Raw genomic sequence first — 14,057 nt, 5'->3', positions numbered from 1 at the left:
CCTGGCCATGAATGGCCGCCGAGGGCGCCCCGCGAACCCCTCGCCGCCGCGGTTCACGCTGTTGCCGGTCCCGGCCGTCGGGTAGGGTGCGGCGCATGTTCGCGCACTCGACCCAGAACTGGTGGTGGACCGCTCATCCGGCGGCCCACTGACTGCGCGTACTCACATCACGTCGCGAAGGCCGCCCGAGGGGCGGCCTTCGGTGTTTCCCGGCCCGGCCGTTCCTCCTGGTGGATCTCCGCCCTCCGAGAAGGAACAGGACCGATGAACCTGCCCGACCTGCTCGACGATCCCCGTCCGTTCGCCCTGCTGCGCCGTCGCACCCCCGGCCACGACCACGACACGGTGGAGCTGCTGCTCGGTCCGGTGCGCGAGGTGGAGAGCCTGGCCGACATCCCGGTGGGCGAGCGCCCCTCCCTGGCGCTGGTGCCCTTCCGGCAGATCCGCGAGCGCGGTTTCGACGTGCGCGACGACGGCACCCCGCTTTCGGTGCTGACCGCCGAGGAGACCCGCGTGATCCCGCTCGACGAGGCGCTGGCACAGCTCCCGTCGCACGACGTGCGCGTCGAGGACGGCGGCTTCGACGTCGTTGACGAGGAGTACGCCGGGATCGTCGGCCGGGTGCTGGAGGAGGAGATCGGGCGGGGCGAGGGCGCGAACTTCGTCATCCGGCGTACGTACGAGGGCCGGATCCCCGGGTTCGGCCGGGCCGACGCCCTCGCCCTCTTCCGCCGGCTGCTGGTCGGCGAGCGGGGCGCCTACTGGACGTACGTCGTGCACACCGGGGACCGGACGCTGGTCGGGGCGAGCCCCGAGGTGCACGTCCGGATGTCCGGCGGGACCGTCGTGATGAACCCGATCAGCGGGACCTACCGCTATCCGGAGCAGGGGCCGACACCCGAGGACCTGCTGGGCTTCCTCGCCGACGGCAAGGAGATCGAGGAGCTGTCGATGGTCGTCGACGAGGAGCTCAAGATGATGTGCACCGTCGGCGACCGGGGCGGCGTGGTGATCGGGCCGCGGCTGAAGGAGATGGCCCATCTCGCGCACACCGAGTACGAGTTGCGGGGCCGCTCCTCGCTGGACGTGCGCGAGGTGCTGCGGGAGACCATGTTCGCGGCGACCGTCACCGGGTCGCCGGTGCAGAACGCCTGCCGGGTGATCGAGCGGCACGAGGTGGGCGGGCGGGGCTACTACGCCGGAGCGCTGGCCCTCCTCGCCCGGGACGCGGGCGGGGCGCAGACCCTCGACTCCCCCATCCTGATCCGGACCGCCGACATCGACTCCGAGGGCGGGCTGCGCGTGCCGGTGGGCGCCACGCTGGTCCGCGGCTCGGACCCGGCGGGCGAGGTCGCCGAGACCCACGCGAAGGCCGCCGGGGTGCTGGCGGCGCTGGGGGTGCGTCCGGGCAGGCACCGGGCGGAGGGCGTACGGCCGCAGCTGGCGGACGATCCGCGGGTGCGGGCGGCGCTGGACGGGCGGCGGGCCGCGCTCGCGCCGTTCTGGCTGCGGATGCAGGAGCGGGCGGAGGGGCCGGCCGGGCACGCGCTGGTCGTGGACGGCGAGGACACCTTCACCGCGATGCTGGCCCACGTACTGCGGTCGTGCGGGCTCACGGTGACCGTGCGGCGGTACGACGAGCCGGGGTTGCGGGAGGCCGTCCTCGGACACGAGGGGCCGGTGGTCCTCGGCCCCGGTCCCGGTGACCCCTCGGACACCGCTGACCCGAAGATGCGGTTCCTGCGCGCCCTGACCGCCGAGGTGCTGCGCGGGCACCGGCACGGGGTGCTGGGCGTCTGCCTCGGCCATGAGCTGATCGCCGCCGAGCTGGGCCTTTCGATCGTCCGCAAGGACGTCCCCCACCAGGGCGCGCAGAGCGACATCGACCTGTTCGGGCGCACCGAGACGGTCGGCTTCTACAACAGCTTCACGGCCCGCTGCGACGACCGGGACCGCGCCGCGCTCGCCGCCCGGGACGTCGAGGTCGGCCTGAGCGCCACCGGCGAGGTGCACGCGCTGCGCGGGCCCGGGTTCGCCGGCGTGCAGTTCCATCCGGAGTCGGTGCTGTCGCTGCGCGGTACGGAGATCGTGCGGGAGCTGCTGGCTCAGCTGCGCGCGAGCGCCGGCACCAGCACGTTCTCCGAGCGCCGGCCCGCCAGGTAGTCGAGGACGTTGCGCACGGTGGTGTCGACGATCTGGGCGACGGCGTCCTCGGTGTAGTACGCCTGGTGGGAGGTGACCAGCACGTTCGGGAAGGTGACGAGGCGGGCCAGGGTGTCGTCGTCGACGGCCTCCAGGGACCGGTCGACGAAGAACAGGCCCGCCTCGGCCTCGTACACGTCGAGTCCGACCCCCGTGAAGCGGCCCTCGCGCAGCTCGGCGACGAGGGCCCGGGTGTCGACCAGGCCGCCCCGGCTGGAGTTCACGAGGATCGCGTCGTCCTTCATGGAGCGCAGCGCGGCGGCGTCGATGAGGTGCTGGGTCTCGGGCATCAGCGGCAGGTGCAGGGTGACCAGGTCGGACTCGGCGAGGAGCTGCTGCTTCGGGACGTACTTCATGCCGAGTTCCATGCAGGCGGGGTTCTCGGCGACGTCCCAGCCGAGCAGCCGCATGCCGAAGCCGTGGGCGATCCGGGTGAACGCCTCGCCGATCTTGCCGGTGCCGAGGACGCCCGCGGTGCGGCCGTGCATGTCGCGGCCCATCAGCCCGTCGAGCCGGAAGTCGAAGTCGCGGGTGCGGTTGGCGGCGCGCACGACCCGGCGGTTGACGGCCATGCCGAGGGTCCAGGCGAACTCGGCGACGGAGCACGGCGAGTAGTACGAGACGCGGGCGACCGTCATGCCGAGGCGCCCGGCGGCGTCCAGGTCGATGTTGTTGAAGCCGGTCGAGCGCTGGGCGATCATCCGTGTGCCGCCGGCCGCCAGGATCTCCAGGACGCGGGGCCCGAGTTCGGCGTTGACGCTGCTGGAGACGATCTCGTGGCCGGCCGCGATGGGGGCGGTGTCCTCGGTGAGGAAGACGTCGAGACAGCGGACCTCGCAGTGTCCGTCGAAGGCCTTCTCGATCAGCGGCTTCTCGTCTGACTGGACGCCGAAGGCCAGGATCTCCACGGTTCCTCCCGGGCTGAGGTGGTTACCGCCGAATATAGGGCGGCAACCACCGGGGCGCCGGTCGGCCGGGGACGGGCCAGGGTCAGCCGAAGAAGACGCCGACCTCCTCGTACAGCTTCGGGTCGACGGTCTTGAGCCTGGCCGTGGCCTCCGCCATCGGGACGCGGACGATGTCCGTGCCGCGCAGGGCGACCATCTTCCCGAAGTCGCCGTCGCGGACGGCCTCGATGGCGTGCAGTCCGAAGCGGGTGGCGAGCCAGCGGTCGAAGGCGCTCGGGGTGCCGCCGCGCTGGACGTGCCCGAGGACCGTGGTCCTGGCCTCCTTGCCGGTGCGCCGCTCGATCTCCTTGGCCAGCCACTCGCCGACGCCGGAGAGCCTCACGTGCCCGAAGGAGTCGAGGGTGCCGTCCTTGAGGACCATGTCGCCGTCCTTGGGCATCGCGCCCTCCGCGACGACCACGATCGGGGCGTACGACGCCTTGAACCGCGAGGTCACCCAGGCGCAGACCTGCTCGACGTCGAAGCGCTGCTCGGGGATCAGGATCACGTTCGCGCCGCCCGCGAGGCCCGAGTGGAGGGCGATCCAGCCCGCGTGCCGCCCCATCACCTCGCAGACCAGGACCCGCATGTGGGACTCGGCGGTGGTGTGCAGCCGGTCGATGGCCTCGGTGGCGATGCCGACGGCCGTGTCGAAACCGAAGGTGTAGTCGGTGGCCGAGAGGTCGTTGTCTATGGTCTTCGGGACGCCGACGACGCCGATGCCGAACTCGTCGTTGAGCCGCGCGGCGACTCCCAGCGTGTCCTCGCCGCCGATCGCGATGAGCGCCTCGACCTCCTGTTTGCCGAGGTTCTCCTTGATCCGGCGGACGGCGTCCTGCTGTTTGAGGGGGTTGGTGCGCGAGGAGCCGAGGATGGTGCCGCCGCGGGGCAGGATCCCGCGCACCGCCGGGATGTCGAGCCGCACGGTGTCGTTCTCCAGGGGGCCTCGCCAGCCGTCCCGGAAGCCGACGAAGTCGTAGCCGTACTCCTGCACGCCCTTGCGGACGATGCCCCGGATGACGGCGTTGAGCCCGGGGCAGTCGCCGCCTCCGGTCAGTACTCCGACTCGCATGGAAAAGTCCCTTCACCGGGTTGCCTGATGGAACTCACGCTAATAGTGATCCAGGTCACTTCGGCATGGGGCGGAAGGTCAATTCCGGTGCAATGTCCGGGAGTTGATCACTGTGCCGTCACTCGTCGGTGCGAACGGGCGGTTTACCCGGCGGGGTGTCAGGCGTCGTCGAGGCCGCGCTCTATGGCGTAGCGCACCAGCTCGACGCGGTTGTGCAGCTGGAGTTTGCCGAGGGTGTTCTGCACGTGGTTCTGCACGGTGCGGTGCGAGATGACCAGGCGTTCGGCGATCTGCTTGTAGCTCAGGCCCTTGGCGACCAGCCGCAGGACCTCCGTCTCCCGGTCGGTGAGCTGGGGGGCCTTGGGCTCGTCGGCGCCCGTGGCGGGCGCGGGCTCGGAGGCGAGCCTGCGGTACTCGCCGAGGACCAGGCCCGCGAGTCCGGGGGTGAACACCGGGTCGCCGACCGCCGTCCGGCGCACCGCGTCGATCAGCTCCTCCGTGGACGCCGACTTCAGCAGGTAGCCCGTGGCGCCGGACTTGACCGCCTCCAGCACGTCGGCGTGCTCGCCGCTGGCCGACAGGACCAGGACGCGCAGGGCGGGGTCGGCGCCGACGAGCTCCTTGCAGACCTGGACGCCGGGCTTGGCGGGCAGGTTCAGGTCCAGGACGAGGACCTCGGGCGAGACGGCCTGGGCCCGGCGTACGGCCTGCTCGCCGTCGCCCGCCGTGGCGACCACGTCGAAACCGGCCTCGGCGAGGTCGCGGGCGACCGCGTCGCGCCACATCGGGTGGTCGTCGACGACCATCACCCTGATCGGGTCCCCGCCCGGCTGCTGCGCCGCCCCCGTCGTCCCCGTCGTCGTCTCCGTCATCACTGCCCCGTCGTCCTCGTCGTCGCGATTGTCGTCGTACGGCTCGTCGCCGTGCTCGTCGTGCTCGTCGTTCCGTCCGGCCCGGCCCGGTATCGGTGCCCGTGCCTGTGCCTGTGCCCCGCCGTGTCAGCGCACCCCCGCGGCCCCCCGCGCGGCCTTCGGCACCCTCAGCTCGACCTCCGTGCCCTGCCCGGGGACCGAGATCAGCTCGGCGGTGCCGCCGATGTCCCGCAGCCGACCCCGGATCGAGAGGGCGACACCGAGCCGCCCCTCCCCCTCCGCCTGGGCGAGCCGCCCCTCCGGGATGCCGGGCCCCTCGTCGCGCACGGTCACGATCACCGCGTCCGGCTCGTCCTCGACCAGGATCCAGGCGCGGGCGCTCTCCCCGACGTGCTCACGGACGTTGTCCAGAGCGGCGCCGACGGCACCGGCCAGCTCCCGCGCCGCGACCGGGGGCAGCGGCACCGGCGCGCCTGGCTCGGAGAGGGTCACCCGCGCGCGTGCGTAGCGTGCGAGCAGCGGGCGCAGGTCGACCGGCTCGCCCGTCTCCTCGTCCGGTTCGTCCACCGCGCGGACGACGGCACCGAGCGCCACGTCCTCGGAGACCCGCGAGACCGGCACGAGCCCTCCGGAGACCAGTGAGCGCAGGGCCACCTCCTGCTCGCCCGCCATCCGCCCCAGTTCGGCCGCCTCGCCGCCGAGCACCGCGCCCCGCCGCTGCACCATGGCGAGGACCTGGAGCACACCGTCGTGGATGTCCCGGGCCAGGCGCTCCCGCTCCCGGGTCGCCGCCTCGATCTCCAGGGCCCGGGCGAGGGTGCGCTCGGAGGCGCGGGCGACCTCGACCACGTAGCCGATGGCGATGGAGGCGACCCAGACGAGGATCACGTTGTGGACGGTGTCCCGGGTCGGGGCGCCGCGCTCGGCGATGTTGACGACCGCGACGAGCGTGGAGGCGAAGGCCGCCCAGCGCCAGCCGCCCTTGATGGCGAAGGCCAGCACGGATCCCGCGGTCCAGATCGACGGCAGGGTCGGACCGCCGGCCTCTATCCGGGACACGTCGTCGGCGACCCGGGTGAGCAGGACGCCCGCCAGCGCGACGGTGAGGTCGGCGGCGAGGAACGGCTTGGTGCACGCCGCGGCCCCGGCGACCCGGGGCAGCGTCGCGAGGGTCCACCCGGCCAGCACCACGTAGTAGCCGACGGCCACCCAGGGCCGGGGGAACCTGTCGTACGCGGTGACGAAGAGCCCGATCGCGTAGAACAGGGTCAGGACGCGGTACGCGGTGAGCGCACGCCACAGCGGCTGCTCGACCGACATCCTCATGACTCTCTCGCGCTTGGCCATGTCCCCCACCCCCACATGACGGACGCGGTTACGAGCCGGACCGTTCCCCGTCCGCCCGTTCCCTGCCGTCCTGTTCCGCCTGGGCCCGGTCCCTGGCGGCCTGGGCCCTGTCCTTCTCCGCCTGCGCGAGGGCGGCCCTGGCCGCCTTCTCGGCTTCCTTCTCCGCCTTGGCCGCCTCCGCGATCTGTCGCTTGGCGGCCGTCGCGTAGATGTCGACGTACTCCTGGCCGGAGAGCTTCATGATCTCGTACATGACCTCGTCGGTCACGGCGCGGAGCACGAAGCGGTCGTGCTCCATGCCGCCGTACCGGCTGAAGTCCAGGGGCCTGCCGATGCGGATGCCGGGCCGCATCAGCTTCGGCATCACCTGCCCGGGCGGCTGGATCTTCTCCGTGTCGATCATGGCGACCGGGATCACCGGGGCACCGGTGGCCAGTGCCACGCGCGCGAGACCGCCGGGCTTGCCCCGGTACAGACGCCCGTCGGGCGAGCGCGTGCCCTCGGGATAGATCCCGAACAGCTCACCGCGCTCGATGACGTCGACCCCGCTCTTGATGGCCGCCTCCCCCGCGCCGCGCCCTCCGGAGCGGTCCACGGGAAGCTGGCCCACGCCCTTGAAGAAGGCCGCGGTCATCCGCCCCTTGATGCCGGGCGTGGTGAAGTACTCGGCCTTCGCGATGAACGTCACCTTGCGGTCGAGGACCGCGGGGAGGAAGAACGAGTCCGAGAACGACAGGTGATTGCTCGCCAGGATGGCGGGGCCCTCGGCGGGAATGTTCTCGAGGCCTTCCACCCAGGGCCTGAAGGCGAGCTTCAGTGGCCCTCCGATGGAAAACTTCATTGCGCCGTAGATCAACCGAGTGCCTCCTGTGTCGTCGGTCAGACCTTAACCCGGAGCACTGCCAATGGCCCCGACGACCCTGGTCGGTGTCAGTGCGGTCGCGTACGGTGAAGTACGCCCCGAACCCTCGGGACCCTCGGGCGCACGTGCCGCCCCGGTCGTCGTGCCGTCTCCGGTTCGCCCGCCCGTGACCCGTTCCGCCCGCACATGACCGTTCCGCCCCCTGATGAGCAAGGAGACCGAAGGTGCCGGTCCTTCCCGGAGCCGAGCCGTACCGCCACGAAGGCGGAGAGACCGGCGTCCTCCTCTGTCACGGCTTCACCGGTTCCCCGCAGTCGCTGCGCCCCTGGGCGGAGTACCTGGCCGAGCGGGGTCTGACCGTCGCGCTGCCGCTGCTGCCCGGGCACGGCACGCGCTGGGAGGACATGCAGCTCACCGGCTGGCAGGACTGGTACGCGGAGGTGGACCGCGAGCTGCGGGCCCTGCGGGAGCGGTGCACGCGCGTGTTCGTCTGCGGCCTGTCCATGGGCGGCGCCCTGACCCTGCGGCTGGCCGCCCGGCACGGGGACGACATCAGCGGCATCGTCGTCGTCAACCCGGCGAACAAGGTGCACGGACTCTCCGCGTACGCCCTTCCGGTCCTGCGGCACCTGGTGCGCACGACGAAGGGGCTCACCAGCGACATCGCCAAGGAGGGCGGCGTCGAGATCGGCTACGACAAGGTGCCGCTGCACGCCGCCCACTCGCTGCGGAACTTCTTCCGGGTGGTCGACGCGGAGCTGCCGCAGGTCACGCAGCCGATGCTGCTGCTGCACAGCCCCCAGGACCATGTCGTGCCGCCCGCCGACTCGGCCCGCATCCTCAGCCGGGTGTCGTCCACGGACGTGACCGAGATCCTGCTGGAACAGAGCTACCACGTCGCGACGTTGGACCATGACGCGGACCGGATCTTCGAGGAGAGCTACGCGTTCATCGGCCGGCTCGCGCCCGAGGTCGGCGAGGAGTCCGAAGCGGGTCAGGTGAGTCAGCAGGAAGGGACGGCCACCGGTGGCTGAGTACGACGCGGACCGCGGCGAGCCAGACGAGAAGGACCCGCCGCTCGGTGACGAGCAGAGCGTGCCCTTCGACGAGGAGGCCGCGTGGGCGGCGATCGTCGCCGGGTACGGTGCCGAGCCGCCGGACCCGCCCGGCGCGAAGCCCTTCAAGTCCGTCGAGGACCTGGCCCTGCTGGACCCGGAGACCAACGACGCGAAGACGGACGGCACCGGGGCGGACGACGCGGAGAAGGACGCCCCCGGTCGGCGCGCCAAGGAGCCCCCGGCGTCGGCGAGACCGCTGGGCAGCTCCGTCGCCTTCGCCCCGGGCGTCGCCGGCGGCCCCCGCGACTACGAGTCCCCCGACGCCTCCGACGACGACTTCGGCGACGACGACGAGGGCCACTTCGTGCCGCCCGAGCCGCCCCCGCTGCCCGCGGCCGACACGACGGCCAAGTTCGCCTGGCTCGCGGTGACCGGCGGGCCCGTGCTGCTGCTGCTCGCGGTGCTGCTCGGCTGGGACATGACCTGGTGGCTCGCCACCCTCGGCATCGGCGGTTTCCTCGGCGGCTTCGCCACGCTGGTCACGCGCATGCGGGGCGACGACGAGGGCGAGGACGACCCCGGCCGCGGCGCGGTCGTCTGACCTCCACGGCTTCCCCGCCCGACTGGCCGGAGGCAGGCTCTAGGTCGTGTCCGCGAAGTCCCGCCTGTTCCGCGACGCCTGGCACGCACTCTCGCCGCACCGGGCGAAGCCCCGAGTACGTCCAGTACGAGGGTCTCCGCCCGGCCCTCCCCCAGCCTCCGGCCGGGGGGACCCCCAGAGCACGCACCAGACGCCGCGGAACCCGCCCTCCGGGCGGACGACGGGACGTCGCGGACACGACCTAGGCGGCGGGGATTCTGAGGGCGGCGAGGACCGGAAGGTGGTCCGTGGCCGCCCTCAGGTCCGTCTCCGTCACCCCGGGATGGCCGATCGGCACCCCGCAGCCCAGGATCTCGATGCCGGGGGTCGCGAAGAGGGCGTCGATGCGCTGGTGGGGGTCGGCGGGGGTCGAGGTGTGCTCGGCGCCCCAGGGGGCGGTCGCCCAGCAGTCGCGGAGTTCCTCGCCGATGCGGGTGAAGGCACGGCCGCCCGGGCGCTCGTTCAGGTCGCCGCCCGCGACGGCGTACGGGGTGCCGAGTCCCGCGACGCGGTCGAGGAGCAGGCCCGCCTGCTCGTACCGCTCGTCCTTCTGCAGCGAGAGATGACAGCTCACGACGCCCAGGCGGGCCCCGCCGAAGCGGACCACCGCGGTCGCGAAGCCGCGGCGGTGCAGGCCCGGGGTGAGCGGGAGCAGGACGTCCTCGGTCCGTTCGACCGTCGCGCGCAGGCTGCAGAGAACGGCCGGCCCGGACGCCGTGGCGCCGCCCGTCAGGACCACCTGCCCCGAGGCCGCCGCGAGCCGGGCCAGTTTCTTGCGCCAGCGGAAGAACCGCGGCGCCTCCTGGACGAGGACCAGGTCGGGTGCGCAGGCGCTGATCACCCGGGCAAGGGCGTCGGTGTCGTCGCGCATCGACCGGATGTTGTAGCTGAGCACCCGCACGACGGCCGAACCGTCGGCTTCGGTGCGGGAGTCGGGCAGCGGACGGGTCGCGCTCGGCGTGCTCGCAGACATGCCGATCAAGATACGACAGCCGCCCCCTGCACACGGCCCCGACGGCGCGACCCCACCGACGGTCCGGCGCATCGCCGAGGGCTGGGCGCGGTGGTCCCGGACAGCCTTGGCCAGTCCGGGGCCGCATTCCGGCGAGCGGGAACGTATGCGTGCCTGCCCGTCCCGGCACGCCCCGGCCGGTCCGGGGCTATGTCCCGGATAACGAGGACGCGTGCGGGCCTGCCCGTCCCGCCACTCCGTGGCCGGCCCCGGGGGACGTCTCGGCAACCGGGCACCTATGCGAGCCTGCCCGTCCGGGCACGCCCTGGCCGGTCCGGGGGCGCGTCCCGGTGACCGGGGCTGCCCCGGCCGTGGGGCGGGGCGCGGTGGTCCATGACGCGGCAGCGCCCGCCGTGCCCCTCGTGGGGTGCGGCGGGCGCTGCCGTGGAGCGGGGGCCGTCACATGACGGGGTCGGGCTCCCGGGCCAGGTCCGCCGCACCGACGAGACCGGCCTTGTTGCCCAGCTGCGCGGCGATGACGTCGGCCACGGGCCGCCAGTTCCCGCCGACCAGCCAGCGCTTGTACGACTTGCGGATCGGGTCGAGCACCAGGTCGCCCTCGTCCGACAGGCCGCCGCCGACGATGAAGGCGGAGGGGTCGAAGAGGGAGGCCAGGTCGGCCAGGCCGGCGCCGGCCCAGCGGGCCAGCTCGCGGTAGGAGTCCACGGCGACCGGGCAGCCCTGCCGGGCGGCCATCGAGATGTGCTTGCCCTCGATCCCGTCCGGGGTGCCGTCCCCGAGGGCCAGCAGGACCTCGGCGCGCTCCGGGGTCGCGTTGGCGCGCTGCTTGGCGTACCGGACGAGGGCACGGCCGGACGCGTACTGCTCCCAGCAGCCCTGCGAACCGCAGCCGCACAGCAGCCCGTCCGGGACCATCCGGATGTGCCCGAACTCGGCGGCGACGCCGAAGTGCCCGCGGCGCAGCTTGTTGCCGATGATGATGCCGCCGCCGAGGCCGGTGCCGAGGGTGATGCAGATGACGTTGCGGTGCCCCTTGCCGGCACCGAACTTGTACTCGCCCCACGCGGCCGCGTTCGCGTCGTTCTCCACGACGACGGGCAGACCGACCCGGGCCTCGACCTCGTCCTTCAGTGGCTCCTGCCGCCAGTCGATGTTCGGCGCGAAGTACACGGTCGAGCGCTGACGGTTGACGTAACCGGCGGCACCGATGCCCACGCCCACGATGTCGTGCCCCGCCCGGGCACCCTCCACTGCCGCGGCGATGGCGTCCACGATCGCCTGCGGTGTGGTGGGGGTCGGCACCTTGAAGGTCGAGAGGATGTTGCCTTCCTCGTCGACCACGCCGGCCGCGATCTTCGTGCCGCCGATGTCGACGCCGATGGTGAGTCCCATGAATCCCTCAGTTTCGGTCGAGCCCCGCTACGGGCAACCGTACCCGAGGGGCTCTCAGTCCAAGTCGATGTGTTCCCCGGGACCGGTGCCCTCGTCCCGGGGGCGGGTGGTGTCCCGGGCCGTCCAGCGCCGCTCCTGGGCCTCGACGGCGGAGCGGTAGGCGGCGAGCAGCTCGGAGCCGGCGGCCGCCAGGTGGTCGAAGACGTCCGGGTTGCGTTCTATGACGGGTTCCACCGCCGCCTTGGCCTGCTGCACGACCTGGCTGACCATCTGCTGGGCCGTGCCCGAGGCGACGGCACCGAACAGCGGCGACTGCAGTCCGGACAGCTTGTCGGCGACGGCGTCGACGAGCTTGCGCAGTTCCTCGGCGGCGGAGCCGGGCGGCGTGCCGTGCTCGGCCCTGCGCCGGGCCTTCTCCGCCGCGAGGTCCTCGGCGCACGCCTTCGCCCAGGCGTCGGCATCGGCGTCGGCGGCTCGCACCTCGTCGTCCCTGTCCTGAGCGGCGTCGGACGTGGGGCGCTCTTCGCTCATGGCGGACTCCTGACTACGTTTCGTCCCTCCGACGTTACCCGAACGGAGGTACGCGGTTCACCGTGTCCGCGGCCCGGTTTCCCGGCCGGTGACCGCGATCCGGTCACCGGCCCTGCGGCCACAGCCCGGGATCGGGGGCGAACCGCACGCGCAGCTCGCCCTCGCGCAGGGCGGCGCCGGCCACCGTGCAGCGGCGCAGCACGGACGGCAGCGGCACGATCCTGCGGAACTGTCCGACGGCCACGACGAGTTCGTCGCCGCGGCGGACGAGGTCCAGTTCCTCGCGTATCGCGCCGGGCAGCGGGAGGTGCCAGACGAGCACCCCGTCGTCGGCGAGGTGGTCGGTGACGGGCCACTCGACCGGCGTCCCGGATTCACCCGCACCGGGGACGGCGAGTGCGGTCAGGTCGTCGGCGCCGCGGGGGTCGTGCCCGAGGTGCGGGACCTCGTGCAGGGCGTACGCCCCCCGCCATTCGTCCAGGGCCTTGGACTGCTGGGCCGCCAGCGCGGCCAGCCAGTGGTCCTCCGTGGCGGAAGGCAGTACGCGGTTGGCGACCAGGGAGTCGACGCGCAGACCGCGCAGGGCGAGGGCGGTGCCCGCGGTGCGTACGGCGTCGGCGCCGGCCGGTCCGGGCTCGGCGACCAGCCGTACGGTCGTGGCGTCGTCCCCGACGACCGCCTCCACGGCGGCGAGCTCGACGTCCCAGCGGGCCGCCGTCTCGTACAGCCACTCCGCGGGCATCGGTACGCCGGCCAGCCGGCCGAGCATGGGGCGCAGGGCGCGGGCGGCCTGGCGTTCGGCCGGGAGCAGCCGGCGCAGATAGCGGCGCAGTTCCTCGGGGAGCGCGAGGAGGGCGAGGGCCTGCGGGGCCGGCGGGAGGTCGACGACCAGCAGGCCGTACGTGCCCGAGGTGGCCGCGTCGCGCAGGGCGCGCAACAGCGCGAGCTCTTCGGCGCCGGGCAGCGGGGTGACCTCCTCGGCGTCGAGACGGGTGGCTCCGAGGAGGTCCAGGGCGCTGGTGGCGCGCTCCTGGAAGGCCGTGAGGTCGTCGCGGAAGCGTTCGGCGGCGTCGGGGCGCCAGGCGGTGAGGTGCGGCGCGGCCTCGACGGGGTCCGCGCCGGTACGGGTGCCGAGGGCCGCCCCGAGGGTGTCGGTGCGGTCGGCGCTCAGGACCAGGGTGCGGGTGCCCTCGCGGGCGGCCTTCAGCGCGGTGGCCGCGGCGACGGTGGTGCGGCCGGTGCCGCCTTGGCCGGTGATCAGGATGGTGCGCATGGTGGTGAACGGTACCTGGGCCTTGCCGGCCGGGGGGCGGGCTCACCTGGGCGTCGGCCTGCCTGGCGGGCGTTCGGTTCGTCGGCCCCCGTCGCGGGGGTGCCCTCGGTTTCCCAGCCGTCGATCGCCCTGCGGGCTCGTCCTCAAACGCCGGACGGGCTGAATCCCTGCCCCCCGACGCGAACGCACCCCCGGCTTCCCAGCCGTCGATCGCCCTGCGGGCTCGTCCTCAAACGCCGGACGGGCTGGAATTTTCCGGACCGCGTCGAAAAGCCTCCGCCTTGCTCAGGCGGATGACACCGGCGTTACCTCCGGCTCCGGCTACTTCTCGCCGGATTCCACTCGCTTCTTCAGGCCCGCCAGGGCGCGGTCGATGATGACCTTCTCGGCCTTGCGCTTGATCATGCCGAGCATGGGGATCTTGACGTCGACGGTCAGGCGGTAGGTGACCTCGGTGGCGTTGGGGCCGGCCGGGGCGAGGTGGTACGAGCCGTCGAGGGAGCGGAGCATCTGGGACTTGACCAGGGTCCAGGAGACCTCGTGGTCGCCGGTCCAGGTGTAGCCCAGCGTCTGGTCGTCCTTGATGGCGCCCGCGTCCATGACGAGACGCACCTGCTCGGCGCGGCCCCGCGCGTCCGTGGCGAGAACCTCCGCCTCCTTCACCTCGCCGGTCCAGTCCGGGTAGCGGGCGAAGTCCGCGATCACCGCCATGACGTCGGCCGGTGCCGCCTCGATCGTGATGCTCGAGCTGGTGTGTTCCGCCATCGCGGTGGCTCCTCCAGATGCGGTCCGGTGAGGAAGGGTGCTGCGCACGTGTGTGCAGCGTGAAGGCTACCGCGCGCGGACCTCCCCGCCGTCACCGCGTCCGCAGGGCCGAGAACGCCGCGT

14 protein-coding genes are annotated in these 14,057 nt (G+C 72.9%); 4 read left to right on the top strand and 10 right to left on the bottom strand.

Annotated elements, in window-relative coordinates; all coding sequences use genetic code 11:
- Positions 1 to 11: 11 nt before the first annotated feature.
- Together ACFYQQ_RS38860 and ACFYQQ_RS38855 are read left to right on the top strand one after the other, a co-directional pair.
- On the top strand, positions 12 to 152 hold the full coding sequence (locus ACFYQQ_RS38860) for a trp operon leader peptide (RefSeq protein WP_356174839.1): 141 nt from the start codon (positions 12 to 14) through the stop codon (positions 150 to 152).
- A 112-nt stretch (positions 153 to 264) separates the two neighbouring features.
- The gene (locus tag ACFYQQ_RS38855; RefSeq protein ID WP_388907237.1) at positions 265 to 2,163 is read left to right on the top strand and encodes an anthranilate synthase family protein; all 1,899 of its coding nucleotides are present in this window, start codon (positions 265 to 267) and stop codon (positions 2,161 to 2,163) included.
- On the opposite strand, the gene ACFYQQ_RS38850 is transcribed toward ACFYQQ_RS38855, so the two are convergent.
- The 5 genes from ACFYQQ_RS38850 to ACFYQQ_RS38830 all read right to left on the bottom strand — a co-directional run bounded on the left by ACFYQQ_RS38850 (position 2,106) and on the right by ACFYQQ_RS38830 (position 7,281).
- Complete coding sequence (locus ACFYQQ_RS38850; protein WP_355781364.1) at positions 2,106 to 3,110, bottom strand: 2-hydroxyacid dehydrogenase; 1,005 nt, start codon at positions 3,108 to 3,110, stop codon at positions 2,106 to 2,108. The two genes, ACFYQQ_RS38855 and ACFYQQ_RS38850, sit on opposite strands and share 58 nt — an antisense overlap.
- An 82-nt stretch (positions 3,111 to 3,192) precedes the next feature.
- Positions 3,193 to 4,221: a 6-phosphofructokinase gene (locus tag ACFYQQ_RS38845; protein ID WP_355781367.1), complete on the bottom strand. Its 1,029-nt coding sequence runs from the start codon at positions 4,219 to 4,221 to the stop codon at positions 3,193 to 3,195.
- 158 nt (positions 4,222 to 4,379) lie between these two features.
- Positions 4,380 to 5,027, bottom strand: a complete 648-nt coding sequence (locus tag ACFYQQ_RS38840; protein WP_388907273.1) for a response regulator — start codon at positions 5,025 to 5,027, stop codon at positions 4,380 to 4,382.
- Positions 5,028 to 5,219: 192 nt separating this feature from the next.
- Complete coding sequence (gene macS, locus ACFYQQ_RS38835; RefSeq protein WP_355781373.1) at positions 5,220 to 6,440, bottom strand: MacS family sensor histidine kinase; 1,221 nt, start codon at positions 6,438 to 6,440, stop codon at positions 5,220 to 5,222.
- A 28-nt stretch (positions 6,441 to 6,468) separates the two neighbouring features.
- Positions 6,469 to 7,281 carry a lysophospholipid acyltransferase family protein gene (locus ACFYQQ_RS38830; protein WP_355781391.1) on the bottom strand — a complete coding sequence of 271 codons (813 nt, stop codon included), beginning with the start codon at positions 7,279 to 7,281 and terminating at the stop codon, positions 6,469 to 6,471.
- Between the two features lie 245 nt (positions 7,282 to 7,526).
- Between ACFYQQ_RS38830 and ACFYQQ_RS38825 the strand changes: the two genes are divergently transcribed.
- Together ACFYQQ_RS38825 and ACFYQQ_RS38820 are read left to right on the top strand one after the other, a co-directional pair.
- On the top strand, positions 7,527 to 8,336 hold the full coding sequence (locus ACFYQQ_RS38825) for an alpha/beta fold hydrolase (RefSeq protein ID WP_355781376.1): 810 nt from the start codon (positions 7,527 to 7,529) through the stop codon (positions 8,334 to 8,336).
- Positions 8,329 to 8,961 carry a hypothetical protein gene (locus ACFYQQ_RS38820; protein WP_356174827.1) on the top strand — a complete coding sequence of 211 codons (633 nt, stop codon included), beginning with the start codon at positions 8,329 to 8,331 and terminating at the stop codon, positions 8,959 to 8,961. The genes ACFYQQ_RS38825 and ACFYQQ_RS38820 overlap by 8 nt, the downstream gene beginning before the upstream one ends.
- 241 nt (positions 8,962 to 9,202) lie before the next feature.
- On the opposite strand, the gene ACFYQQ_RS38815 is transcribed toward ACFYQQ_RS38820, so the two are convergent.
- The 5 genes from ACFYQQ_RS38815 to ACFYQQ_RS38795 all read right to left on the bottom strand — a co-directional run bounded on the left by ACFYQQ_RS38815 (position 9,203) and on the right by ACFYQQ_RS38795 (position 13,934).
- Positions 9,203 to 9,973, bottom strand: a complete 771-nt coding sequence (locus tag ACFYQQ_RS38815) for an endonuclease/exonuclease/phosphatase family protein (protein WP_356174825.1) — start codon at positions 9,971 to 9,973, stop codon at positions 9,203 to 9,205.
- 438 nt (positions 9,974 to 10,411) lie between these two features.
- The gene (locus ACFYQQ_RS38810; RefSeq protein ID WP_355794362.1) at positions 10,412 to 11,365 is read right to left on the bottom strand and encodes an ROK family glucokinase; all 954 of its coding nucleotides are present in this window, start codon (positions 11,363 to 11,365) and stop codon (positions 10,412 to 10,414) included.
- A gap of 54 nt (positions 11,366 to 11,419) precedes the next feature.
- Positions 11,420 to 11,896, bottom strand: a complete 477-nt coding sequence (locus ACFYQQ_RS38805) for a DUF5304 domain-containing protein (protein WP_355794361.1) — start codon at positions 11,894 to 11,896, stop codon at positions 11,420 to 11,422.
- A 103-nt stretch (positions 11,897 to 11,999) separates the two neighbouring features.
- A complete protein-coding gene (locus tag ACFYQQ_RS38800; RefSeq protein WP_356174820.1) occupies positions 12,000 to 13,169 on the bottom strand; it encodes an ArsA-related P-loop ATPase in 1,170 nt (389 codons plus the stop codon).
- A 321-nt stretch (positions 13,170 to 13,490) separates the two neighbouring features.
- The gene (locus tag ACFYQQ_RS38795) at positions 13,491 to 13,934 is read right to left on the bottom strand and encodes an SRPBCC family protein (RefSeq protein ID WP_355779879.1); all 444 of its coding nucleotides are present in this window, start codon (positions 13,932 to 13,934) and stop codon (positions 13,491 to 13,493) included.
- Between the last annotated feature and the right edge of the window lie 123 nt (positions 13,935 to 14,057).

It is taken from the genome of Streptomyces sp. NPDC005496 (genome assembly GCF_042872045.1).
Lineage (GTDB): Bacteria > Actinomycetota > Actinomycetes > Streptomycetales > Streptomycetaceae > Streptomyces.
This window is presented reverse-complemented; position numbering and strand designations above follow the sequence as displayed.

What these genes read in the sequence shown, in the direction of transcription:
- ACFYQQ_RS38860 (WP_356174839.1), top strand. Translation starts at nt 12, where the DNA reads ATGGCCGCCGAGGGCGCCCCGCGAACCCCTCGCCGCCGCGGTTCACGC.
- ACFYQQ_RS38855 (WP_388907237.1), top strand. Translation starts at nt 265, where the DNA reads ATGAACCTGCCCGACCTGCTCGACGATCCCCGTCCGTTCGCCCTGCTG.
- ACFYQQ_RS38845 (WP_355781367.1), bottom strand. Translation starts at nt 4,221, where the DNA reads ATGCGAGTCGGAGTACTGACCGGAGGCGGCGACTGCCCCGGGCTCAAC.
- ACFYQQ_RS38840 (WP_388907273.1), bottom strand. Translation starts at nt 5,027, where the DNA reads ATGGTCGTCGACGACCACCCGATGTGGCGCGACGCGGTCGCCCGCGAC.
- macS (WP_355781373.1), bottom strand. Translation starts at nt 6,440, where the DNA reads ATGGCCAAGCGCGAGAGAGTCATGAGGATGTCGGTCGAGCAGCCGCTG.
- ACFYQQ_RS38830 (WP_355781391.1), bottom strand. Translation starts at nt 7,281, where the DNA reads ATGAAGTTTTCCATCGGAGGGCCACTGAAGCTCGCCTTCAGGCCCTGG.
- ACFYQQ_RS38815 (WP_356174825.1), bottom strand. Translation starts at nt 9,973, where the DNA reads ATGTCTGCGAGCACGCCGAGCGCGACCCGTCCGCTGCCCGACTCCCGC.
- ACFYQQ_RS38810 (WP_355794362.1), bottom strand. Translation starts at nt 11,365, where the DNA reads ATGGGACTCACCATCGGCGTCGACATCGGCGGCACGAAGATCGCGGCC.
- ACFYQQ_RS38805 (WP_355794361.1), bottom strand. Translation starts at nt 11,896, where the DNA reads ATGAGCGAAGAGCGCCCCACGTCCGACGCCGCTCAGGACAGGGACGAC.
- ACFYQQ_RS38800 (WP_356174820.1), bottom strand. Translation starts at nt 13,169, where the DNA reads ATGCGCACCATCCTGATCACCGGCCAAGGCGGCACCGGCCGCACCACC.
- ACFYQQ_RS38795 (WP_355779879.1), bottom strand. Translation starts at nt 13,934, where the DNA reads ATGGCGGAACACACCAGCTCGAGCATCACGATCGAGGCGGCACCGGCC.